Raw genomic sequence first — 22,928 nt, forward strand, 5'->3', positions numbered from 1 at the left:
GCGATGAACCGGATGAAAGCGATCCGGCTTTCGGCAAATCCGGGGAATGCGAACCGGAAAAACGGGCCGAGCCGCCCGGCCCGCCGAAGGCCGGGGCTGCCGGTCGGGAGGGAGCGCCCCCGCCGCCGCGTTCTCAGCCGCGACGCTTCCGGGAGCGGGCCGCCTCCGCCTTCTTCCGGCGCTTGACGCCCGGCTTTTCGTAGTGACGGCGCTTTTTCAGCTCTTTCAGCACACCGGCCTTCGCCAGATCTTTTTTGAACCGACGGAGCGCGCTGTCGAGCGAATCGTGGTCGTGCACCCGGATCTCCGGCATCGTTCTCCCTCCCTCCCGGCGAACCCCGATGCTCCGGGAACGCCCAGTCTTCCGGGCCATCGTATCATAAATGCCGGTCGATGTAAATGGATTCGGAAAAGCGATCTTCCCGTTGATCGGGCGGAAGCGGTCGGATATATTCGCGATGACGGGAAACTTCGCGATGATGGAAAAGGGGGTTGCATGTTGGGACGCGCCAAAACGATCGCGGCGGTCCTCCTCGCCGCCCTCCTCGCCCTGGCCGGGTGCGCCGGAGCCGGCGATCAGGGACCGTCTGCGGGAACCGATCGGCCGGCCGACGGCGCCTCCGGCCCCGCCGGTCCGGCGTCGCAGACGGAAAAGGAGGCCGTGTCGCCGGAAGAGGCGGAGCGCCTGCTCGCCGCCTTTCCGACCCTTGAGCCGCCGGCCGGGAAGCGGGCGGAGCGCCCGGTGGAACTCGTCCTGTTTGCCGATTTTAAATGCCCGCACTGCAAGGACTTTGAAACGACCGTGTTTCCCAAGCTGAAGGCGCAGTGGATCGAAAGCGGACAGGCCCGCCTCGTTTACGTGCCCCTCCCCGTTCTCGGCGGCGATGCGGTCAGCGCGGCCCGGGCGGCCCTTTTTGTGTTCGATCAAAAGCCGGACGCCTTCTGGGCGTACGCCGAGAAATTGTATGCGGCCCAGCGACCGGTCCAAGAGGCGTGGGCGACGCCGGCGCGGCTTGCGGAACTGGCCGAAGCGGCCGACCCGGCGATCGACCAAGAGGCGGTGATGGAGGCGGCCCAGCGGGACGATCCCCGGATCGAGGACGCTTTCCGGCTCGCCCGGGCCTGGGGCGTGGAAGGGGTGCCGGCCCTTTTTGTCGCCGGGAAGGCGGTCGACCCGTTCGATCTGAACGCCGTCCGGACGGCGGTCGAAGCAAGCCGAAGCCGGTGATCCGGACGATCATTAAAAAGTGAAAAAGCAGAGAGCGCCCGTCGCTTCGATGTCAAACGCCGACCGGAGGTCCGGTCGGCGTTTGACGTGACGGGGCGATCCGAGCGCCCGCCCCCGGTCGGTTCTACCGTTCGGGGGACGGAGCGTAAGCTGAAACGTCCCCGCCGGACGAGCGCCACGCGGGCCATGCGGGCCGGACGTTTCCGGTACGATGCCTTTTTCCGGCTCCAGGCCGCACCCGCGGAAACCTCGGCACCGGCGGAAAGCGAGGGACCCGGACGACGCCCGGCGGGCAGCGGGCGGGACAGGCCCAACCCGCGCGATCCGGATGCGACGGGAGGAGGCGGAAGGGTGCGCGAGACCGGAGCCTGGCTGATCGCCGGTTTGGGGCTTTTGATGCTCGGCCTCACCGTCCTCCGGCGGGGGCTTCAGGCCCTCACCGGCACGTGGGCGGCCCGGCGCCTCGAAGCCCTCGAAGGCCGGCCACTTTCCGCGCTGATCGCCGGCGGGGCGGTCACGGCGGCGCTGCAAAGCTCCAGCGCGGCGACGATCTTCCTCGTCGGCGCCGCCGGCGCCGGGCTTTTGCGCCTGGAAGCGGCGATGCCGGCGGTCCTAGGCGCCAACGTCGGTTCCGCCGTGACGCTCGGCGTCTTCGCCCTGCCGCTCGATCGGGCCTGGGCGCCGCTTCTTGCGCTCGCCGGCGGGCTCGCCCTTCTTCCACGCCGGACGCCCCGGGCCATCGGAGCGGCCCTCGCCGGCCTGCTCGGCGCGCTTTTCGGCCTACGGGCCCTCGGCCGGGCGGCGGCGGCCGTGGGGGCGCCGGTGACGGCGGCCATGGCGGAGCATCCGCTTCGGGCGTTCGTCGCCGGCGTCGTCCTCACGGCGATCCTCCAGAGCAGCACCGTCGCCGGCGGCCTTTCCGCCGCCTGGCTCGCGGCCGGGCAGGCCGACCTTAAGGCGGCGACGGCCTTTCTCCTCGGCGCCAACGTCGGCACCACCCTCGACACGGCCGCCGCCGGCCTCTTGAGCCCCCGAGAGGGGCGGCTCGTTGCCGCCTGGCATGTCGCGGTCAACGCCGTCGGGGCGGTTCTTTTCTTGCCGGCGGTCGATCTTCTGGCCCGGGCAGCGGCGACGGCGCCGTCGCCGCTGGCCGCCATCGCCACGGTGCAGTTCTGGTTCAACGCCCTTTCGGCGGCGGCCTTTTTTCCTCTGATGAACCCGGCCGCCCGCCTGCTTCGGGCCGTCGACCGGCGGCTCTTTCCACCCCGCGCATGAACGAACCGCCGCCGGCGCGGACGGTCGCCGGACGCGGGACGCCCGGAAGCCCGATTTGCCAAACGCGACGGGGCGGCGCCCCGCTTCGCCGCCCGCGGGGCGCCCGGCGGGCCGGTCCCCGGCCGACGGTCAGCGCCCCTCCGGCAGCGGAAGGAACGGCACGGCGCCGCCGGTGACGCTCGGGAGCTTGCCGTCCCATTTTTCGACGGCCATGCGCTGGACCTCGATCTCCCGGAGGCGAAGCAGCTCCGGCGTAATCTGCTCCCGCTGGATGCGAAGGGCTTCGGCCTCCGCCTTGGCCTGCTCGATTTTCTGCTGCGCCTCGACCTTGACCCGTTCGAGGTCCCGCTGGGCCTTCAGGGCCTTCTGCTCGGCGGTAAGCTTTTCTTCGACGGCCTTGTTGAACTCTTCGCTGAAGTCGAAGTTGACGATGTTGTAGCCGTCGACGACGATGCCGTACGGCCGAAGCCGTTCCGCGAGGAGCGCTTTCGTCTCTTCGCTCACCTTCTGCCGCAGGGTGATGAGCTCTTCGGCGGTGTAGCGGGCGGTGATCGCCTTGAACACTTCCTGCACCGAGGGGTTCACGACCTTGGACGCGAAGTCGACGCCGAGGCGCTGGTAGACGTCCGCCGCCCGGTCCGGGTCGATGTGGTAGTTCAAGACGACGGTGCTTTTGACGACCTGCAGGTCCTTGCTCGAGGCAGTGGCGTCGGTTTCGCTCTTTTGCACCCGGACGTCCATGAGGACGACGTTCTGGGCAAACGGGATTTTGAAGTGAAGCCCTTCGTCCCAAACCCCCCGGACGGCGCCGAACTGAAGGAGGACGCCTTTGTGCCCCGCCGGCACCGTCGTCACCGACAAGGCCAAAAGGCCCGCCGCCACCGCCGCGATGCCGATGAGGACGGCGAGAAACCGGACGGCCGGGGGCTTCGGCACCTTCACTTCGACGACGTTTTCCCGCGCTTCTTGGAACACCGTCATCCCCCCACGTTTGGAAAATTGTGTAAAACATGCGCCCGGCGCTGGGCGCCGGCAGAGCGGCCGGCCTCGGCAAGCGGACCGCCTTCGACGGCCCATCGGCCTCGGCGGCCGGGCCGGCTTCGGCGAACGGACCGGCACCGGCCGCCTTCCGTTCACGGTACGGCCTTCTCATCGGACGCCGCGTCTTCCGGCGCCGGCAGTTCCCGGACGATCGCCGGACCGCTCGAGGTGCCGAGACGGTCGGCACCGGCTTCCAGCAAGGCGAGCGCCACCGAAAGCGTCCGGATGCCGCCGGACGCTTTGACGCCGGCCCGATCGCCGACGACGGAGCGAATGAGGCGCACGTCCTCCACCGTCGCCCCGCCGGGGCCAAAACCGGTGGACGTCTTCACAAAGTCGGCCCCCGCGGCGACCGCCCATTCGGCGGCCCGGCGTTTTTCCTCTTCCGTGAGGAGGGCCGTCTCCAGGATGACCTTGACCGCCGCCTGGGGTTTGGCCGCCTCGATGACGGCCTCGAGATCCCGCCGGACGCCGTCTTCGTCGCCGGATTTCAGGGCGCCGAGATTGACGACGACGTCGATCTCCTCGGCCCCGGCCCGGACGGCCTGGTACGCCTCGTACGCCTTGGCCTCCGGGAGCGTCCCGCCGAGGGGAAAGCCGACGACGGCGCACGTCCGGATGCCGGTCCCCCGGAGCCGGTCGGCGACGAGGGGCACCCACCACGGCTGAACGCAGACGGCGGCAAACCCGTACCGGACGGCATCTTCGACCAGGCGGAGGATGTCGTCCTTGGTGGCCTCGGGTTTGAGAAGCGTATGGTCGATCCGCCGGGCGATCTCCCGCCGGAGCGCCTGAAGGGCCCGGACGAGGATCGGCCGGTTGTTCGGATAGCCGGCCTCTTCCTGCGCCGGGAGCGCGCCGTCCGCCGGAATCCAGCGGACGCCGGCGATTTCCTCTTCTTGCACCCGGAGGGTGCCGCCGGTTTTTTCGATCAAATAGTAATGGACGGTTTTGTGAACGGTCTTGCCGTCTCCGGTCTGGAACGCGTACGCGACCTCACCGAGCGGGGCGACGATGCGCCCCCGGATGCCCGTCTCTTCTTCGATTTCCCGAAGCGCCGCCTGCTCCAGCGATTCCCCAGGCTCCGGGTGCCCTTTGGGCAGAGAAAGGTAGCCAAATCGGTCGTCGATGAACAAGAGGCGGAGCGCCCCGCCTTCGACGGCGTAGACGACACCGCCGGCCGCGATATCGTTCAACCGCGCGCCTCCTTTCCTTTCGCCTCGGCTCACGGTTCGCCCCTCATCCACCCGTCTCCCCGCCGGACCCCCGCCGAAACGGCGGTCCTCCGCCAACGAAACGCCACCTTCTGCCGACTAGGAACCGGCAACCGGAGAAAGCAGGCGCACCGGCGTTCCGCGGAGGACATCCCCGTCGAGGGCGTCAAGGCGGACCCGGACGAGTTCGCCGATGAGGGACGGATCGCCGGGGAAGACGACCCGGAGGTAGTTGTCGGTCAGACCCGCGAGCCAGACTCCCCCGGCGTCGGCGTCCGCCGGCGGCTTCGCCTCCCGGGCCTCCGGCAGGACCGAAAGCACCCGGCCGAGGAACTTTCTCCGGTAGGCGGCTTTGAGCCGTTCATTCAAGGCGAGCATCGCCTGTACGCGGCGTTTTTTCTCCGGCTCCGGAACCTGGTCGGGCATGCGGGCCGCCGGGGTACCGCTCCGCTTGGAGTACGGGAAGACGTGGAGTTCGCTGAAGCCGATCTGTTCGACGAACCGGACTCCGGCCTCAAACATCGCCTCCGTCTCGCCGGGAAAGCCGACGATGACGTCGGTCGTGATGGCCGCTTCGGGAAAAATCTCCCGGAGCCGCTCGATGCGGGCGGCGTATTCGCCCGTCGTGTACTTCCGGCGCATCCGCCGGAGGACGGCGTCGTCGCCCGCCTGCAGCGGGACGTGAAAGTGGCGGCAGAGCTTTTCCGAAGCCGCCATCGCTTCGAAGACGTCGTCGGTGAGCTGGCTCGCCTCGATGGAGCTGATGCGGATGCGTTCGATCCCATCGATGCGGCTCAAATCCCGAAGCAGGTCCGACAGCCGGTAGCCGTCGAGATCTTCGCCGTATCCGCCGGTGTGGGTGCCGGTGAGGACGATCTCCCGGTAGCCGGCCTCCGCCAGCGCCCGGGCTTCCGCCAGCACGTCCTCCGGCCGCCGGCTCCGGGCGAGCCCTTTCGCCCAGGGGATGATGCAAAAGGTACAGAAATTATTGCACCCTTCCTGGATCTTCAAAAAGGCCCGCGTCCGCTCGGCGAACTTCGTCACCGTGAGGTTTTCGTATTCCCGGACCTTCATGATGTTCGTCACGGCGTTCACCGGCCGGCGGGTCCGCCGGGCCTCCTCGATGTACTCGAGGATCCGGTTCCGGCCGGTCGTGCCGATGACGACATCGACGCCGGGGATGGCGAGCACCTCCGCCGGTGACGTCTGGGCGTAGCAGCCGGTCACGGCGACGACGGCGTCGGGGTTTTTCCGCACCGCCCGGCGGATGATCTTCCGGCTCTTCTGGTCGCCGGTGTTCGTCACCGTGCACGTGTTGATGACGTAGACGTCGGCTTCGTCCTCGAAGTCGACGCGGGTGTAGCCGTGCTGTTCAAAGAGGCGCCAGATCGCTTCCGTTTCGTAAGCGTTCACCTTGCAGCCGAGCGTGTAAAAGGCGACCGTCGGCATCGCCAACCCTCCGTTCCTGCCGGGCGATCCGGCCTGTCCGCGAGGCGAAAAGACGTTCATGCAAAACGACGCCCATCGGGCGCACAAGCCCGGGGCGCTCCGGACAGCGCGATTATAACATAAAACCCGCCGGCCGAGGGAAGGCGGACGGCGGCCAGTTTCTGACGACGGCCGTCGGCGGCGAAGACGGCGACGACGAGAAGCAGCGCGAGCCCGATCGCCCGATCGGACATGGCATCCTCTCCCTCGGTCGTCTGTTTTTGGCTCAGCCATCCACCGTTTAACGAACGGCCTTCGGAGCCTCCGGTTCAATTATAGGGGATCCGGCGGATCGCCACACGGGCCGGTCCGGTCCGGCGCTTCACCCTTCGGTTCGATTCGGTTCGATGATGTTGGTTTCGACGCCGGAGCCGGCGGCAGCGGGCGCCGGTCCGCGGTGTTGACATTTGTCTTTACACATGTAATAATTCGGGCATGGGACCGATCGACGCGAACTATGATGCCGCATTCTTCTTCGCACCGGACGATTTCTTGTCTCAGGGCGACCGGCTTGACGCCGATCTCCTCATCTTAGGAAGCGGACTCGCCGGTCTCATGGCCGCCCTTCGGGCGGCCGAGCGGGCGAAGGCGGCCCGGATCATCCTCCTGACCCGCGGCGCCCTCGGCGCTTCGGCAAGCCGGCTCGCCCAGGGAGGCCTCGCCGCCGCCGTCGGCGAGGACGACACCCCGGCCCGGCACGCCGAAGACACCGTCCGGGCCGGCCGCGGCGCGAACGACCGGCGGATCGTGGAACGGGTGACCCAAGAAGCGCCGAAGATCGTCCGGCGCCTCGCCGCCTACGGCGTCCCCTTCGCCCGAACGACGGCGGGCGCCTTTCACCTCAGCCTCGAAGGCGGCCACACCCGCCGGCGGATCGTCCACGCCGGCGGCGCCGCGACCGGTCGGGCGATCGTCGACACGCTGGCCGTCCGGGTGCGGTCCTCCGCGACCGTCTCCGTCTTCGAGCGGACGGCCGCCTTCGCGCTCCTCGATGACGGCTCCTCCGTCCTGGGCGCCGTGGCCCTCCGGGCCGACGGCTCCGTCGGCTCAGGCGAAGGCCCCGGCGCCCGAACCGTGCGCCCGCTCGTCGTCCGGGCTCGGGCGACGCTCCTCGCGACCGGCGGGGTCACCGCCCTGTTCGGCCGGACGACCCACCCACCGGAAGCGTTTGGCGAGGGCATCGCGCTGGCCGCCGGCGTCGGCGCCACGGTGCGAGACCTCGGGCGGATTCAGTTTCATCCGACGGCGCTGGACGTCCCGGAGCGACCGCTTCCCCTGCTCACGGAGGCCCTTCGGGGGGAAGGCGCCCGGCTTTTAAACGCCTTCGGCGAACGGTTCATGCCCCGCTACGATCCGGCGGCGGAGCTCGCGCCGCGAGACGTCGTCGCCCGAGCGGTCTTTTTGGAGCGAAGGCGAACCGGCGGCGTCTGGCTCGATCTTCGGCCGGTGCGGAGGCTCGCCGACCGTTTTCCGACCATCGACATCGCTCTTCGATCGCGAGGGTTTGACCCCGACCGGGCACCGGTCCCCGTCGTTCCGGCGGCGCATTTTACGATGGGCGGGATCGAGACGGACGCCTCCGGCCGGACCACGGTGCCGCGGCTGTACGCGGCCGGCGAGGTCGCCTGGACCGGCCTTCACGGCCACAATCGCCTGGCGAGCAACGGTCTTCTCGAAGCGGCGGCCTTCGGCGGCTGGGCGGCGGAAGCGGCTCTAGACGAACCGCCGCTCTCTTTGGCCGAACGGCGGGCGGCGGAGGCGGCCGCCGCCAAGGCGCTCGGGCGCCTCGACGCCGGTCGGGTGCGTCTCACCCCGGCTCCGGAGACCCTGGCCGCCCTCGGGGCGATTCTGGACGCCGGCGCCGGCCTTGCCCGGACCCCGGAGGCGGTCGAACGGGCCCTTCAGGCGCTGTCAACCCTCGCCGAGGCGCTCCCGCCGGAGGCCGTCTTCGACGCTCTCGCCGTCTCCGCCGCCCGCCTCGTGTTGAGCGCCGTCCGATCCGATGGCGGGAAAACCGGTTAGACCGACTTTCTCTCCGGATCAGACTGACCGTTTCCGACCGGCCAGCCGTTCAAACGCAGCGAAAGGGGCTAGGTCATGATTGAACCGTGGCTCGTCGATGACCTCCTCCGTCGGGCGCTCGCCGAAGACATCGGCCGGGGCGACCGGACGACCGACGCGATCGTGCCGCCGGATGTCCGGCTCACCGGCGTATTCGTCGCCCGAACGTCCGGCCGGATCGCCGGCCTTTCGGTCGCCGCCCGGGCGCTTTCCTTGCTCGATCCCGACCTTAAGGCGACTCGTTTGGTCCGGGACGGCGACGACGTCGACGCCGGCGCCGTCCTCCTTCGGGTCGAAGGCCGCGGCCGGGCGCTCCTTTCCGGCGAGCGGGTGGCCCTCAACCTCCTCATGCGCCTCTCCGGCATCGCCACCGCCACGCGGGAGATCGTCCGAAAGGTCGCCGACCTCCCGGTCCGGATCGTCGACACCCGAAAGACGATGCCGCTTCTCCGGGTGCTCGACAAATACGCCGTTCGCGTCGGCGGCGGCACCAACCACCGCTTCGGCCTCGACGACGCCGTCCTCATCAAGGACAACCACCTCGCCGTCGCCGGCTCGATCCGGGAAGCGGTGGCCCGGGTCCGCCGGCACGTCGGCCCCTTCGTGCCGATCGAGGTGGAAGTGGAGCGGCCGGAAGACGTCGACGAAGCGGTCGCCGCCGGCGTCACAGCCGTCCTTTTGGACAACATGACGCTGTCCGAAATGCGGGAAGCGGTCCGGCGCGCCGGGCGGCGGGTGATCGTCGAGGCGTCCGGCGGCATCACGCCGGAGAACGTCCGGGCCGTCGCCGAAACGGGGGTCGACCTCATCTCCCTGGGCTGGCTGACCCATTCGGTCCGGGCGCTCGACATCGCTTTTGACCTGGAATGATGAATTCAATCCGATCATCGCGGGCGGCTGCCCGGAGGCGGCCGTTCGGTCCGGGAGGAACGGAAGATGGCGATCGAAGCGGAAAGCGTCGCCGCGCTGTACGAACAGCTGAAGCGCCGCCTCGCGGACGTCTATCCGGACGCCGAACTTTTTCTGAAGGCGGAGCTCGCCTACGAGATCAACCGCCTGAAAAAAGAAAAAAACGCCCTCATCCTCGGGCACAACTACATGGAACCGGCCCTCTACCACGCCGTCCCCGACCTCGTCGGCGACTCCCTCGAGCTCGCCCGGCGGGCGGCGGAGACGGACCGGCCGATCATCGTCTTCCTCGGCGTTCACTTCATGGCCGAAACGGCCAAAATCTTAAATCCCGACAAAACCGTCCTCATCCCCGCCCTCGGGGCCGGCTGCTCCCTCGCCGAAAGCCTGACCGCCGACGACGTCCGGCGGCTCAAGGCGGCCTACCCCGAAGCGCCGGTCGTCGCCTATGTCAATACGTCCGCCGAAGTCAAGGCGGAAAGCGATATCTGCTGCACCTCCTCCAACGCCGCCCGCGTCGTCGCCTCCCTCGACGCCGAGACGGTCATCTTCATCCCCGATCAGTACCTCGCCGCCAACGTCGCCCGGGACGTTCCGAACAAAACGATCGTCGCCTGGCCCGGCCGCTGCATCGTCCATGAAAAATTCTCCGCCGAAGACATCGCCGCCGCGCGGCGGCAGTTCCCGGACGTCATCGTCCTCGCCCACCCGGAATGCCCGCCGGACGTCGTCGCCACCGCGGATTTTTCCGGCAGCACCGCGGCGATGATCCGCTTCGTCCGCGAAAGTCCCGCCCGGCGGGTGATGCTTCTCACCGAATGCGCCATGGGCGACAACATCGCCGCGGAAAACCCGGGTAAGGAAATTGTCCGCCTCTGCAGCCACCGCTGCCCTTACATGCAAATGATCACGTTGGAGGCGACGCTCGCCGCCCTCCGGGAACTCCGCTATCCCGTTGAAGTGCCGGAACCCATCCGCTCCCGGGCCCGTCGGGCGCTCGAGCGCATGCTCGCGATCGCGTGACGGTGTTCTGTTCACTCGGTCCGACCCGGCCGTCCGCTTTGGCGGATCGGCCGGTGTTCCGCCTCCTCGCTCCGAACCGGCCGCCCGTGTTGGGGATCGAAGGGCCCTGCCGCCGCCGATGCGGCGGCTTTTTTTGACGGCTTTTTTGTCGGCGCGGCTTTTTTGGCCGAACGGCTTTTTGGACCCAAACGGCTTTTTTGGCCGAGCGGCTTTTCAGGCGACGTTCAGATCGGATCGATTAGACTTTAGGCGAGCCAAAAAGCCAGTCCGTCCCGAGGAGGGAAGACCATGCGCCTTTCGACCCGCATTCGGCGGATCGTCGTCGGCGGATCGCTCCTTCTTTTCGTCGCGATCTTCGCCGCGATCGCCGCTTACGGCGATTCGTCGGGCGGAAAAACGGCAAGTTCGGACGACCCGGGCCCTTCCCCGGCCGCCGACGCCGGCGAGCGGGGGCCGTCCATTCCGATCGCCTCCGCCCTTCAGCCGGACGCCGACCGGCGGGCGACCCCCCTCGTCCGGATCTTTGACCATGACGAGGACGATGAGGACGACGAGGACGACCGCTCCCATCGCCTCGCGTCCCGACCCGCGCTCAGCACGGCCCCGACCGACGCGCCCTCGCGGACGCCTGCGCCAAACGTCTCCCGCACCGTGCGCACCCGCGTCTCCTAGGCGGACGTCCGCCTTCCTCCTAAGGGGCCGTCCGCCTTCATTGGAGGTTCTTCCCTTTCTTGTGATCCCCTCAAGTGATACCCTTGAGATACCCTTTGAGGAAAATCCGATCCGCCGGCCCGGGCGCGATCGTCCGGGGACCGCCGACCGCCAGAAAGGAGGGACGTCGTGGACCACCTCTTCGTTTTTCTCGTCGACCGGCTGGCGGCGGCGATCGTCACCCTGCCGACGTGGGAGATCATCCGCGCCTCCGGCCTCGTCGCCTTTGTTCTCCTCACGGTTGCCGTAAGCGCGGGTCTCCTCTCGGCGCTTCCGGTCTTCGCCGGCCCCCTAAAATCTGCCCTCGCCCTCGCCCACCGTACGGCCGGGTGGCTGGCCCTCGCCTTCGGCCTCGGCCACGCCCTTTTCCTCATCGTCGACCCGTTCGTCGCATTTCCGTGGTTCAGTCTCTTTCTGCCGTCCCTTGCAAGCGGTCGGGACGTCGCCTACGGGCTCGGCATCCTCGCCCTGTACGGACTGGCGGCGATCCTCCTCACGTCGGATCTGGCCGCCCGCCTCGGCGCCGCCCGTTTCCGGCGCCTGCACCGGCTCGCCTACCCGGTTTACGTCCTTTCGCTCCTGCACGGCCTTCTCGCCGGAACCGACGCCCATGCGCCGTGGGTTTCGGCCCTCTACGGCGCCTCCGCCGGCATCGTCGGGCTTCTTTTCCTCCTCGCCCTCTCCCGCCGCCACGGCGCCGAGGTCCGCGGGCGTCCTCCGGAACGCGCGACGGAAAGGAAGGCGAACCATGCGGGTGCTCCTCGTTGAAGACGACGAAAAACTCGGGCGGCTCATCGTGCACAAGCTCGCCCGCGACTACGGTTTCCGCGTCGAGTGGGCGAAAGACGGCGAGGAAGCCCTGGCCTGGGCGCAGGCGGAGCCGTTTGACATCGTCGTCCTCGACTGGCGCCTCCCCGGCTTAAGCGGCCTGGACGTCCTCCGGTCGCTCCGGAAGGCCGGCTTTGCCCCGCCGATCCTCATGCTCACCGCCCGGGACGCCGTCGACGACCGCGTGACGGGCCTGGAGGCGGGCGCCGACGACTACCTGGTCAAGCCGTTCGCCTTCGCGGAGCTCGCCGCCCGCCTTCACGCCCTTCTTCGGCGGCCGCCCCGGTGGGAAGGGGACGTGCAGGCGATCGGCGGGCTTACGATCGACCGGCGGACGAAAACGGTCTACTGGAGAGGAAACGCCCTCAATCTCACGCCGCGGGAGGCGGACATCGTGCTCGCCCTCGCTCGCCGGCCCGGCGAGGCGGTGTCGCGGGACGAACTCTTTGTTCGCGTGTGGGGAAACGAGGACGTGACGCCGAACGTCCTCGACCAGTACCTTGCCCGCCTCCGGAGAAAATTCGAATCGCTGGGCGAAGAGGCGCCCGCCATCGAAACCGTCCGCGGCGTCGGCTACCGGCTGCGGGAGGCGCGCGATGGGCGCTGATCGAAACCGCCTCCCGTTCCTCGGCCGCCGGCCGTCGCCCTGGGCGCGAAGCCGCCTGCGGCTCGCCCTCCTCTTCGGCGGCGTCGTCGGCGCCGTCGCCCTCCTTCTCGTCGTCCTCCTCACGATCGCCGTCGAACGGATGATCGTCCGCCACGAGACGACGGAACTCGCCCGCCTCGCCGCCGACTGGATCGACCGCCGGCGCGAAACCGGCGGACAGCCGACCTTCGACGTCCGGACCGAGGCGACGGACTACGGCGCCCTCCGGCACCACTTCTACCTCTGGACCGACCGCCTCCCTCCCCGGGACATGCCGGAACCAGCCGGAACCGAAGGGAGTCGGGCTGCGAACGATCGCCGGCCGGAATTCGGGGTTGGGTCCCCGGCCGCGCTGGAGCCGACCGCCCCGTTGGCCGGCGCCGCCACCGCCGCGTGGGTGCTTCGCACCGTTCCCGAGACGCCGACGGCCGGGCAGCTCCTCTGGCTCCTTTATCCGACCTCTGAGCGGCCACAGGCCGTCTACGCGGCCCTCGCCGTCCCGGCCTTCGGCGGCTGGCTCATCGTCGGCGAAGAGACGAGCGACTACTACTTCCTCCTGCGGGAACTCAAAGGCCGGGCAGGGGGGCTTGCTCTCGTCGCCCTTCTTTTGAGCGCGGTAGTCGGTTACGTCCTCGCCGGCCTCGCCCTCCGGCCGCTCCTCGACGCCCGGGAACGGGAGCGGCGCTTTACGGCCAACGCGGCGCACGAGCTTCGGACGCCCCTTTCGGTGATCGGCGCCGCGCTGGAAGTGCTGGAAGAAATCCGTCCCGACTGGCCGCCGTTTTACCAGGACGTCTTCCGCGATCTCGGCGACGAAGTGACCCGGCTCCAGCGGACGGCCGACGGGCTTCTCTGGCTCGCCCGGCGGGAGACGGAGGCGCCGAGGGAAAAAAGGCCGGTCGACCTTCGGACCCTTGCCCGCGATGCGGTCCGCCGCTTCCGACCGCTCGCGGAAGCCCGCGGCCTAGAGCTCGTTTTTCACGAAAAGGCTCGCGAAACGACCCGGGAACCGGCGACCGCCTCGGCCGATCCGCCCGCCAGCGGGGCGTGGGTCCTCGGCGACCGCGACGACCTCATGCGGCTTTTCGGGAACCTCCTCGACAACGCGATCAAATACACGCCCGCCCCGGGCCGCATCGACGTCGACCTCGCCGAAACGGCCGAGGCGGTCGTCCTCACCGTCGCGGACACCGGGCCCGGGATGGACGCGGAGACGGTGGAGCGGCTTTTCGACCGCTTTTACCGCGGCTCCGCCGCCGGAAGCGGATCCGGCCTCGGGATGAATATCGTCCGGGCGATCGTCGAGGACCACGGCGGCGCGATCGACGTCGACAGCGCCCCGGGGCAGGGGACCCGCATCTTGGTTCGGCTGCCGCGGGCCGAGCCGGCTCCTGACCCTTCGCGGGCCAGCGCCCGATGAACGCGGCGGTCGTCGCCGGGTCGGACGCCGTTACGCCCCGGCCGGATCGTCCGCTCCGTCCCCCGCGTCGGCGCCGCCGGTCCGCCCCGCCGCCACCATCGTCGCCGGCGCCAGGACGAGCACCGCCCATCCCCGAACCGTCGGCGCCCCGCTGGCGTAGAGGGTGCTTTCGACGACGACCTTCCGCTCCCCGACCTCGACGATGCGGCCCCGGACGACGAGCGGTCCGCCGTGCGGCGTCGGGCGCAGAAAATCGACCTTCAGGGAGGCCGTTACAAATCGGGGCGCGGGAACGCCGTCTTCTGGTTCATGGCCCTGCCGGCGAAGGTGGGCCAAAGACGCCGAGCCGGTGCTGTGACAGTCGATCAAGGAAGCGATGAGGCCGCCGTAGACGAAGCCTGGGAGCGCGATGTGTTCCGGGCGGGGGGTGTACTCCGTCACGGTCTCCTCGCCGTCCCAGCGGGTGCGAAAGCCGAGCGAAGCGCCGTTGTTCCGGCCGCAGCCGTAGCAATACGCGAAATCGTCCGGATAGTGGTCCTGCACGTACGGAGAGCGGAGACGTTCCACCGTCGGTCGCTCCTTTCGCCTGCATTCCCGACTGGCTTTCGCCAGCACTCAATTCAGGTGAAACAAATGAAATTAAGGAGGAACGCGCCATGAAAGCGCCCATCCGCTGGCTGGGCGGGGTCATCGCCGTCGCGGCGACGACCGCCCTGTTCGTCGCCGTCCAGAACGCCCCATCCTTCCGCACCGCCGAACACGCCCCGCCTCCGCCGATCAACGGCCCGTCCGGAGCTCCCGTCGCCGGCGCGCCCGCCCCCCTTTCGTTCCCGGAGCCCGCCGCGCTGGTCGCGGGGGGAGAAAACCTTCTCCCAGGCGAAGCGCCAGGAGGAAGCGAAGCGGTCGTCGGGTCCGCCGTCTGGCGCCCGGAGGAGACCGACCGGTCCACCGGGGAAGACGAACGGGAGGGCGAGGAAAAGGACCACGAAAAGGACAGGGCGGACGCGGACGAAAAACACGAATCCGAAAAACGCGATCGCGCATCGAGCGAAAAAGTCGCGAGCGAAAAAGACGCCAAAGAACGGAAAAAAGAAGCGGACGACCAAGAGCGCCCGGACGAGTTCTCCCGGGAGGCGAAGCCTCATGACTGAAGGGGCGGAGCCGGTCGTTTCCGCCCGGTGGGCGGCCATGGGCACCGAGATCGAACTCGTCGCCCCGGAATCCGCTCGCCCGATCTTTTCGGCGATCGAACAATATTTTCGCACCGCCGAGCGGCGCCTCTCCCGGTTTTTGCCGGAAAGCGACATCGGTCGCCTCAATCGAAGCCATTCCTGGACGCCCGTCTCTTCGCTCGCCTTTCGCCTCCTCTGGACGGCGGACCGCTGGTGGCGCCGGACGGGAGGGCTCTTTTCCCCCTACCTCCTCCCGGCCCTTCTCGCCGCCGGCTACGACCGGCCGTTCGACGCCCTCCGATCGGAAAATCGTCCGGCGATGCGGCCCTCCGCCGGCGCCCCGGGCCGCCCGAAAACGCCGGCGACCGGAGAAGCGCCGGGCGATGCCAAACCGCCGGCGGCCCCGTTTCCGGCTTCCGAGCCGCGAACGGGGGGCGGACGGCTCCCCGCGCCCGGTTCATTCGACCCGAAAGCGCCGCCCCTCCGCTTCGACGTCCGGCGCCGGCGCATCGAGCGGCGCCCGGACGTCGCCGTCGACCTCGGCGGCATCGCCAAAGGGTGGGTCGGGCGGGAGGTCGCCTTCCGCCTCAGGCGCGCCGGCGTCCGCCTCGGCGCCCTGAGCGCCGGCGGCGACCTCGTCGTCTGGAACGACGCCGACGACCTCCCCTGGACCGTCGAGATCGAGCCGCCCGCCGATTTCGACGGCGATCCGCCCCCCGGTCCGTTTCGCCTGAGGCGCGGCGCCGCCGCGACGTCCGGCGTCCACCGGCGCCGGTGGATGGCCGACGGCCCCAAGCACCACCTCATCGACCCGCGCACCGGGCGACCCGCGGAAAGCGACGTCCTGCAGGCGACCGTCTTGGCCGCCGATCCCGTCGAAGCGGAAGCGCTCGCCAAAATCCCCATCGTCCTCGGCGCAAAGGACGGCATCGCCTGGCTCGAAGCCTACGCCCGGCGCGACCGCCGAAGCGGCCTCGTCGTCGCCCTCACCGACGACGGCCGCTGGCACGTCCGCCGTTTTTCCCCGACGCCCCCCGGCGCCGAACCGGCGCCCCACCGGTGACGCCTGAACCCGGACCCGCCGACTGAGGCCGGCTCTCCCTCAGTCTACCACATCCGGACCGGCTCCCTCCTCCGAACCGGTCGCCCAAGGCCCCGGCTCCTCGACCGGCGGCTCAAGCTCGACCAGGCGGTAAGCGTCGGCGGCGCCGTGGAGCCGTCCCCCTTCTTCGATCGTCTGCCAGAGCCGCGCCCCGTCCGTCACCAGCGCCCCGGCAACGAGGTCGACGCCGAAATGAAAAAGCGCCGGCGAAAGCGGCGCCGTCGGCCCGACGAGGATCACGCGGGCCTTCCGCGAAAGGGCGAGAATGCGCGGCAGCGTTTTGTTGACGAGCGTCGCCGCGGTCACGAAGACGACGTCCTGCTCCGGCAGCACCGCTTCCTGGGCGCTGTCCGGAAGATCGCCGGGGCGCGGCCGCCGCTCGAGGACCGTAAGCCGCCCGATGCCGAGCCGCTCGAGGCCCGGGAAATGGCCGACGACGGCCACCATTTTGTCCTTGAGGGCGGGCGCGAGCCGAATGAAACTGTTTTCTTCCACGTCTCTTAAGGCGCCCGCCGACCGAAGCGCCGCTGCCTGGGCCGGCGTGTTCCAGTACGCGTTGATCGCCGCCATCCCGACCGCGACGTCCAGAAGCTGCCAAGAATCGACCCGCATGGCCAGTTCCCTCAGGGAGCGGCCCCGGAGCCCGCCGGCGCCCGTGACGGTGACGTCGGGCGACCGCCCTTCGGTCGGCGTGTAGGCGACGCCGACGCCGAGCGGACTTTCTACGAGCGTCCAGAAGGCGCTGACGAGCACCCGCTCCGCCGGCAGGTCCCTTGGCATGGGGTCGATGAGGGCGTGATAGAGCGCCTCGATCTCCTCGCGGCTCACGCTTTCTTTCCTCCGTCTGAAAAAGGCGGAAATAGACCCTCACCTTCATCCGTTTTCATCCGTCAGAAAAACCGCCCCTAGGCGCCGCCCCGGCCCTCCGACGCCCCGACCGCCGCCGGCGCTCCCTCCGCCTTCCCCTCGACGCGCCCCCGCCGGATGAAGACGATGCGGTCCGCGAGCCGCTCCGCCTCCGACCGATCGTGCGTCACAAGAATGACCGGAAGCGACCGATCGGCGACGAGGGAGACAAACGCCTCCCGGACGGCCCGTTTCACCTCTTCGTCCAGAGCCGAAAAAGGCTCGTCCAGAAGGAGCACCGCCGGATCGGCGGCGAGGGCCCGGACGAAGGCGACCCGCTGCTTCTCCCCGCCGGACAGATCCGCCGGATACCGGTGCAAAAGCCGCCCGATCCCGGCGACTTCGATCAGCCGCAGAACCGCCGGATCGGCGAGCGAGCGGCCCTTCGGAAGCCCGTAGGCGATGTTTTTCGCCACCGTCATGTGCGGAAAAAGGGCGTAATCCTGAAAGACGTAGCCGACGCCGCGCCGCTCCGGCGGAACGGGCGGCATCCCGCTCCGGAAAAACCACCGGTCGCCGAGGCGGATCTCCCCTTCGTCGGGATGGACGATGCCGGCGATCAAGTTTAAAACCGTCGTCTTCCCGGACCCCGACGGGCCGAAAAGCACCGTCACGCCGCGGTCAAACGTGAGATCGACCTCGAGATCGAACCCGGAAAACCGCTTTTTGGCAACCACCCTGAGCACGGTCCCCCGCCCCCTTCGACCGCTCCTTTGCGTCGGCGCCCGGCGGCGCCTGCTTCCGGCGCTTCTTTCGCCGGGCCGGTCCCGACTCCGGCGCCCGCCGCCTGACCCGACCGACGACTGCCGCCTTTTCAACGCGACCGTCACGTTCAACGCGGCCGTCGAGGGCCGAAGCCAGCTCCGGCGGCCGCCCTCCGACCCGCTCCGCGCCGCCGGCCGCCGTTCAGGAGGTCGGCCGCCTGCAAAAACGCCCCGCCTCTTTCGGAGGCGGGGCGTCGGCTTCCGGAAGGCGGACGCTTCTTTCCGGCGCCACAGGGCTCGCCAAGACCGGCCAGAGCGGATCCGCTTCGGGGCGCGACCCTCCTCCTTCTACCCGACGGGACAAGGCCGGCCCGTTTCCGGACCGACCCCGTGGGCGAGGGGCCGAAAGGAGCGCCGTTCAGCCCTTCGGCGCCTCGCCCAGGCCGGAGGCCATCGGTCGTACGCCGAAGGGGAGTTCACCCTTCGGCGCACCGGAAGGCCGACCGGCTCGGAGGGGTCGATGTGATGGCAGCGTCGTGTGAATTGTACAACACCGCTTGTTAGAGAATAACAGACCCATTCCCCGCTGTCAAGGCGGAAGGGGCTCCATGTCAAGAAGTGTGATCAGGCGATCAGATGAGCTAAGGGAATAAAGGCCAAAAGCATCTTCCGGACATACACTTCGCGATTTTTGAAGCCATAACGGATCCGTTTCAGCCGTTTGATCTTCGTGTGCACGCCCTCGGTGTAGCCATTCGTCGTCCGCCAGGTGTGATAGGCAAGGATTTCGTTCTTCCAGCGCTTAAGCGTTCGGCCCCACTGCACGAGCGCCACGTCGCTTGCTCCCTCTGCCTCAAAGAGGATACGGTCCAAAATCGCCTTTGCTTCCTCCAGGGAGGCGGCCCGGTAGATGTCTCGCAGCTGCTCCTTGACCCAGTGAAACTGCGCCACGTTCCGGAAATGCTTGCGTATCGTGGCCAGCTCTTTCGCCTGACGCTCGGTGAGGTCTTCTTCGTTTTTGAGAAGCGGCCAACGGGGAAGACGATGGCCGGTGCGTATTTCCACACGCCGGGCCTCATCCACCCGCCGGCCCACATCCTGAAGCACGTGAAACGGATCGGCCACCACGCGCGCTTCCGGAAGGATCCGCTGAATCCGCTTCTTCCAGCTCTCCTTGAGGTCGATCGTCACCGCCCGGATCTTTTTCCGGACGGATTCCGGAAGGCGCTTCAAAAAGGCCTCCAGCGTCTTCAGCCGATCGTCCGGCAAAAGGAGAGAAGCCGCTTCTCGGGCCAAACGCCGGTCACCGTGAACCACGGCCTGTCCGCGAAAGCGGTGTTCGTCGATGCTTAAGACGACCTCCTCAAGATCCGCAAGGAGCATCTCGATGCTCGGCGGAAACGAACGCCCCGAAGCAAAAGGCGCCGAATCGTTCCGGGGCTCAGGTTTGCCTCTTCGGCCACGCGGCGGGGGCTAGGTCCCGCAGGTGGCCGAAAAGCATGGCCATCGCCCGATCCGTCATCCGGGCCCAGGGCTTGAGGCCGGGGAAGGTCTCCGTAAACACCTTTCGGCAGAAGGCAGCGGAACCGCCGCGGCCGAAGGCAAAGATAGACCGGCTTTTGATCCACCCACGTGTGTAGTTTGCGCCGCCACTTTGACGAACGGCTGTGAACTTAAGCGGCTTATGGCTTGGCAATAGGGACAGCGCGCTTCCTTTTTCGGCCGCCCGGCAACCACATCGACCTGATGCTCATTTTGCTCAAGGCGATCGATGATCCAGCCTTGAAGACCGAGAGCGTGTTAATCGACTGCTTCATAGGCGGTCGGAGCCTTCTTGGGATGGGTGTGGTAACGATCCCATGAGCGCTCTGACCGCCTTTTTCCTGCTTTTTCCTGCTTAAGCAACTCCAATTTTAGCTTAGGGCCGGCGCGACCGCGGCTCGACCAAGGTGCGACCGGGGCCAACTTAAGACCGGGGCCAACTGAAGTCCGACCCAGGCGCGATCGAACGCCTTCAGAACGCCGGGGCCCCGCGAGGAGGCCTAGATCATCGCCGGCCGCAACTCCGGCGCCACGCCGTGGGGGAGATACACGTCGACGACCGCCGGCACGCCGTTTAAGACGACCCAACCGATGCCGCCGAGGTCGAGGTCGCGTTTCTCCGGAGCGCCTTTCAGGCGGATCACGAACCGGTGCCGGCGCCACTCCGGAAGCGGCGGCACCCGCCCCTCCGCCGGCGGCCGGAGAAGGCGCCCCCGATGGGCGGCGTAGACGGCCTCCGCCCGCTCCCGCTTCGTCCGGTGCACGTACAGCTCGTTCGACACGTAGAGGACGAAAGGTTGCCGCTCCCCCTCGACGAAATCGACCCGGCCCAGGCCACCCAAAAACAGCGTCTGCCCGGCCTGAAGCTGGTAGATCCGCGGATCGATCCGCCGGCGGGGAAGGACGATCTTCAGCTCCTCCGGCAAAAGAAGCGGCGTAAGCCGTCCCGGCGGAAGCACCCCCGGCGTGTCGACGACCGTCTTACCGTTCGGTAGGGCGATCGTCACCCGGGCGAGCGTCGTCCCCGGAAGGCGGGACGTCGTGAGCCGCACCCGCTCCCTCACGCCGTAGCGGACGATGAGGCGGTTTAAGAGCGACGATTTCCCGACGTTCGCCGCTCCAACGACCGCCACCGGCCGCCTTTCCGCCTCCAGGCGGCGAAAAAGCTCCGGAAGCCCCGTCTCCGATTTTGTGCTGATGAGAAAGACCTCCTCCGGTTCATACCCCCGCTCCCGGAGCCGACCGATCAGCCACGTCCGAATCCGCTCCGGATTGTGCGCCTGCGGCAGAAGATCGACCTTGTTCGCCGCGACGATTACCCGGCGGGTCCCGACGAAGCGATGGAGCTCGGGCAGCACGCTTCCCTCGACGTCGAACAGATCGACGACGAGGAGGATCGCGTGGGTCGCCCCGAGGCCCTCCACCTGCCGGCGGTATTCGTCCGCCTCCAGCTTCACCGGCACGACTTCACCGTAATGGATGAGCCGGTGGCACCGGAGACAGAGGGGGGCCTTCCGCTCCCACTGTTCCGGCGGCACATACCCCGGCCGATTCGGATCGTCCTTCTGAAGCACCGCGCCGCAGCCGGGACACGTCCGGACCGTTTCCGTGTTCCCGGCTTCGACGGACGCCGCTTCGTTTTCCCGTTCCAAAGGCCGTCCCTCTTTTCCTCGCACAGATCCGCCCGCTTCGACCGGCGGCCGAAAAACGCCGCACCCGGACGCGGCCCCTTCCGCCGCGCCGCCTACAGCTTCCGTCCCAAAAGCCGCCGCTCGATCAGGCGGTTCACCCGCGTCGCCCAGCCGTCCGTCTCGACGAGCGGCCGTACGAGAATCGTCCGCACGCCGAGGAGCTTCCCCCCGAGGACGTCCGTCAAAAGCTGATCCCCGACGACCGCCACCGCCTCCTTCGGCAGCTCCAGCCAGCGAAACGCCTGCCGGAGACCGAGGGGAAGCGGCTTCTTCGCGAACGACACCGCCCGCACCCCGAGCCGCTCCGCGATCCGCCCGACCCGGGGCGAGCGGTTGTTCGAAGCGATCACGATGCGGAAGCCCGCATCGATCAGCCGCCGAACGCTCGCCAGGGCTTCCGCCGTCTCTTCCGCGCTGTTCCAGGGGACGAGCGTGTTGTCGAGATCGACGATGAGCCCCCGGATCCCCGCCCGGCGAAGCCCCTCCGGCTCGAGGTCAAAAAACGAATCGACCGCCCAGTCCGGTCGAAGCCATCCTCGCATCGCCTGCTCCTGACCTTTGCCTCGCTTTCTCTCAACCGTTCCTTCGCGCCCTCTGGCCTTTATCGGCCGAGGCTTTTCCTTCGTCCCGACGGGCAAACCGCGGCCCCAACGGGAAGACCGCCGTCCCGACAGGCAAACCGACGCTAAAGCGGGCAGACCGCCGCCTTAATGCGCAAACCGCGGCGTCCCCTCAAGCTGCGGCGCCGGCCACTCCGGCGCCGGCCACGGCGCAGCCGGTCGGACCGGTGTCTTCGCCGCCGATCGCCGCGGTCGCATGCGAACCGGAACCGACCGCGGGCTCCGCATGAGCTGCAAGATCTTATCGGCCGCCTCCAGGGCCGCTTCCGGCCGACCGAGGGCCGCCGCCGCCCGGCGAAGGGCCGCGAGGCGCTCCGGCGACGTGAGCAGGGCACCGACCGCCGCCGCCGCTTCCTCCGGCGTCCCGGCCCGTACCGCCGCGCCGCCGCTTACGAGAAAACGGGCGTTATCCTCTTCCTGGCCGGGAAGCGAGCTGTAGAGCACCATCGGCAGCCCCAGAGCGAGGGCTTCCGCCGTCGTGAGCCCGCCGGGCTTCGTCACGAGCACATCCGCGGCGGCCATCAACCGCTCGATGTGTTCCACGTAGCCGTATGCCCGCACCCGGAGCCGGCCGCGACGGACCCGTCGTTCCACTTCCTTTTTGAGCCGCTCGTTCCGCCCGGCGACGAGCAGGATCTCCGCCCCGGTCGCCTGGAGCGCCCGAAGGAGCTTCAGCGCGTCGTGCAAAAGCCCGAACCCGCCGCCCATGACCATCACCACCGGCGCACCGGCAGGAAGGCCGAGATGCTCACGGGCAGCGGCCCGGGACGGCGCCTCCCCGAAGCGAAGGCTCACCGGAATTCCCGTCGCCGCCACTTCGCTTTCCGGTACGCCGAGTTCCTCCAGCCGGCGCTTCAGCGCCTCCGACCCGACGAGATAAAGGCTCGTTCCCTCCGCCAGCCAGTACCGGTGATCGCTGTGGTCGGTGATCACCGTCACCGCCGGCACATACACCCACCCTTCCCGCACGAGATGCGCCATCCCTCGGGCGGCAAAGGGGTGCGTCGAGACGACGATGTCGGGTTTTGTCTTGGCGACGTGTTCCAAAAGCCGCTTTTCCCCGAGGGACGTCAGCCAGTCGAGAAGCGGCGCTTCGGCCTGCTCCTGCGTCCGCCGGTAGGCCAGCCGGTACGCCTTCGGAAAAAACTTCAGTGCTCCGAGAAACGCCCGCTGCATCAACGGATGCAAAAAAGGATGCGTCTCTCGCATAAAATCATGCACGACCACGTCCACCGCCGGGTCGCGCGCCCGGATTCCTTCGGCGATCGCCTGAGCGGCATGCCGGTGGCCGTCGCCGTAATCGCTGTAAAAGACGAGCACCCGCCAAACCCGCTCTTCCATCCCGAA

23 protein-coding genes and 1 pseudogene are annotated in these 22,928 nt (G+C 68.5%); 11 read left to right on the forward strand and 13 right to left on the reverse strand.

Annotated elements, in window-relative coordinates:
• Positions 1–133: 133 nt before the first annotated feature.
• A complete protein-coding gene (gene rpsU, locus K2M58_RS07860) occupies positions 134–313 on the reverse strand; it encodes a 30S ribosomal protein S21 (protein WP_066197486.1) in 180 nt (59 codons plus the stop codon).
• A gap of 186 nt (positions 314–499) precedes the next feature.
• Between rpsU and K2M58_RS07865 the strand changes: the two genes are divergently transcribed.
• Together K2M58_RS07865 and K2M58_RS07870 are read left to right on the forward strand one after the other, a co-directional pair.
• Positions 500–1,228 (forward strand): DsbA family protein, encoded by a 729-nt coding sequence (locus K2M58_RS07865; protein WP_220677108.1) that lies wholly within the window; start codon positions 500–502, stop codon positions 1,226–1,228.
• Between the two features lie 351 nt (positions 1,229–1,579).
• Positions 1,580–2,503: a Na/Pi symporter gene (locus K2M58_RS07870; RefSeq protein ID WP_220677109.1), complete on the forward strand. Its 924-nt coding sequence runs from the start codon at positions 1,580–1,582 to the stop codon at positions 2,501–2,503.
• A 129-nt stretch (positions 2,504–2,632) separates the two neighbouring features.
• On the opposite strand, the gene K2M58_RS07875 is transcribed toward K2M58_RS07870, so the two are convergent.
• The 5 genes and pseudogenes from K2M58_RS07875 to K2M58_RS07890 all read right to left on the reverse strand — a co-directional run bounded on the left by K2M58_RS07875 (position 2,633) and on the right by K2M58_RS07890 (position 6,440).
• Positions 2,633–3,478, reverse strand: a complete 846-nt coding sequence (locus K2M58_RS07875) for a prohibitin family protein (protein WP_252393419.1) — start codon at positions 3,476–3,478, stop codon at positions 2,633–2,635.
• Between the two features lie 158 nt (positions 3,479–3,636).
• Positions 3,637–4,356 carry a deoxyribose-phosphate aldolase gene (gene deoC, locus K2M58_RS07880; RefSeq protein ID WP_252393609.1) on the reverse strand — a complete coding sequence of 240 codons (720 nt, stop codon included), beginning with the start codon at positions 4,354–4,356 and terminating at the stop codon, positions 3,637–3,639.
• 24 nt (positions 4,357–4,380) lie between these two features.
• A pseudogene (locus K2M58_RS12655) lies at positions 4,381–4,791 on the reverse strand (NUDIX hydrolase); the annotation flags it as partial.
• Positions 4,792–4,857: 66 nt separating this feature from the next.
• Positions 4,858–6,207, reverse strand: coding sequence for a tRNA (N(6)-L-threonylcarbamoyladenosine(37)-C(2))-methylthiotransferase MtaB (mtaB, locus tag K2M58_RS07885; RefSeq protein WP_220677112.1), 1,350 nt, complete (start codon positions 6,205–6,207; stop codon positions 4,858–4,860).
• 56 nt (positions 6,208–6,263) lie between these two features.
• Positions 6,264–6,440 carry a hypothetical protein gene (locus tag K2M58_RS07890; protein WP_220677113.1) on the reverse strand — a complete coding sequence of 59 codons (177 nt, stop codon included), beginning with the start codon at positions 6,438–6,440 and terminating at the stop codon, positions 6,264–6,266.
• A 241-nt stretch (positions 6,441–6,681) separates the two neighbouring features.
• Here K2M58_RS07890 and K2M58_RS07895 point away from each other — a divergent pair, with 241 nt between their 5' ends.
• The 7 genes from K2M58_RS07895 to K2M58_RS07925 all read left to right on the forward strand — a co-directional run bounded on the left by K2M58_RS07895 (position 6,682) and on the right by K2M58_RS07925 (position 13,844).
• Positions 6,682–8,268, forward strand: coding sequence for an L-aspartate oxidase (locus tag K2M58_RS07895; RefSeq protein WP_220677114.1), 1,587 nt, complete (start codon positions 6,682–6,684; stop codon positions 8,266–8,268).
• A 75-nt stretch (positions 8,269–8,343) separates the two neighbouring features.
• Positions 8,344–9,177, forward strand: a complete 834-nt coding sequence (nadC, locus tag K2M58_RS07900; RefSeq protein ID WP_220677115.1) for a carboxylating nicotinate-nucleotide diphosphorylase — start codon at positions 8,344–8,346, stop codon at positions 9,175–9,177.
• Between the two features lie 66 nt (positions 9,178–9,243).
• The gene (gene nadA / locus K2M58_RS07905) at positions 9,244–10,239 is read left to right on the forward strand and encodes a quinolinate synthase NadA (protein WP_220677116.1); all 996 of its coding nucleotides are present in this window, start codon (positions 9,244–9,246) and stop codon (positions 10,237–10,239) included.
• A 288-nt stretch (positions 10,240–10,527) separates the two neighbouring features.
• On the forward strand, positions 10,528–10,911 hold the full coding sequence (locus tag K2M58_RS07910; protein WP_220677117.1) for a hypothetical protein: 384 nt from the start codon (positions 10,528–10,530) through the stop codon (positions 10,909–10,911).
• Between the two features lie 168 nt (positions 10,912–11,079).
• Positions 11,080–11,718, forward strand: coding sequence for a ferric reductase-like transmembrane domain-containing protein (locus K2M58_RS07915; protein WP_220677118.1), 639 nt, complete (start codon positions 11,080–11,082; stop codon positions 11,716–11,718).
• On the forward strand, positions 11,699–12,385 hold the full coding sequence (locus K2M58_RS07920; protein WP_220677119.1) for a response regulator transcription factor: 687 nt from the start codon (positions 11,699–11,701) through the stop codon (positions 12,383–12,385). The genes K2M58_RS07915 and K2M58_RS07920 overlap by 20 nt, the downstream gene beginning before the upstream one ends.
• Positions 12,375–13,844 (forward strand): sensor histidine kinase, encoded by a 1,470-nt coding sequence (locus tag K2M58_RS07925; RefSeq protein ID WP_220677120.1) that lies wholly within the window; start codon positions 12,375–12,377, stop codon positions 13,842–13,844. Before K2M58_RS07920 ends, K2M58_RS07925 begins: the two co-directional genes overlap by 11 nt.
• A 30-nt stretch (positions 13,845–13,874) precedes the next feature.
• Here the strand turns inward: K2M58_RS07925 and K2M58_RS07930 are convergent, their stop codons facing one another.
• Positions 13,875–14,411: a PaaI family thioesterase gene (locus K2M58_RS07930; protein WP_220677121.1), complete on the reverse strand. Its 537-nt coding sequence runs from the start codon at positions 14,409–14,411 to the stop codon at positions 13,875–13,877.
• An 89-nt stretch (positions 14,412–14,500) separates the two neighbouring features.
• Here K2M58_RS07930 and K2M58_RS07935 point away from each other — a divergent pair, with 89 nt between their 5' ends.
• Positions 14,501–14,995 (forward strand): hypothetical protein, encoded by a 495-nt coding sequence (locus K2M58_RS07935; protein WP_220677122.1) that lies wholly within the window; start codon positions 14,501–14,503, stop codon positions 14,993–14,995.
• Positions 14,988–16,079: an FAD:protein FMN transferase gene (locus tag K2M58_RS07940; protein WP_220677123.1), complete on the forward strand. Its 1,092-nt coding sequence runs from the start codon at positions 14,988–14,990 to the stop codon at positions 16,077–16,079. Before K2M58_RS07935 ends, K2M58_RS07940 begins: the two co-directional genes overlap by 8 nt.
• A 39-nt stretch (positions 16,080–16,118) precedes the next feature.
• On the opposite strand, the gene K2M58_RS07945 is transcribed toward K2M58_RS07940, so the two are convergent.
• From K2M58_RS07945 to K2M58_RS07970, 6 genes are all read right to left on the reverse strand, one after another.
• On the reverse strand, positions 16,119–16,946 hold the full coding sequence (locus K2M58_RS07945; RefSeq protein ID WP_220677124.1) for a DUF364 domain-containing protein: 828 nt from the start codon (positions 16,944–16,946) through the stop codon (positions 16,119–16,121).
• Between the two features lie 77 nt (positions 16,947–17,023).
• Positions 17,024–17,710 (reverse strand): ATP-binding cassette domain-containing protein, encoded by a 687-nt coding sequence (locus tag K2M58_RS07950; RefSeq protein WP_220677125.1) that lies wholly within the window; start codon positions 17,708–17,710, stop codon positions 17,024–17,026.
• Between the two features lie 642 nt (positions 17,711–18,352).
• Positions 18,353–19,111: a transposase gene (locus tag K2M58_RS07955; protein WP_220677126.1), complete on the reverse strand. Its 759-nt coding sequence runs from the start codon at positions 19,109–19,111 to the stop codon at positions 18,353–18,355.
• A gap of 659 nt (positions 19,112–19,770) precedes the next feature.
• Positions 19,771–20,922 (reverse strand): ribosome biogenesis GTPase YqeH, encoded by a 1,152-nt coding sequence (yqeH, locus tag K2M58_RS07960; RefSeq protein ID WP_220677127.1) that lies wholly within the window; start codon positions 20,920–20,922, stop codon positions 19,771–19,773.
• A 92-nt stretch (positions 20,923–21,014) separates the two neighbouring features.
• Complete coding sequence (locus K2M58_RS07965) at positions 21,015–21,503, reverse strand: YqeG family HAD IIIA-type phosphatase (protein ID WP_220677128.1); 489 nt, start codon at positions 21,501–21,503, stop codon at positions 21,015–21,017.
• A 165-nt stretch (positions 21,504–21,668) separates the two neighbouring features.
• Positions 21,669–22,922, reverse strand: coding sequence for an MGDG synthase family glycosyltransferase (locus tag K2M58_RS07970; protein WP_220677129.1), 1,254 nt, complete (start codon positions 22,920–22,922; stop codon positions 21,669–21,671).
• Positions 22,923–22,928 lie beyond the last annotated feature (6 nt).

Origin of the sequence: Hydrogenibacillus sp. N12, from assembly GCF_019645935.1 — a bacterium.
Taxonomy (GTDB): Bacteria; Bacillota; Bacilli; order Thermicanales; family DSM-22653; genus Hydrogenibacillus; species Hydrogenibacillus schlegelii.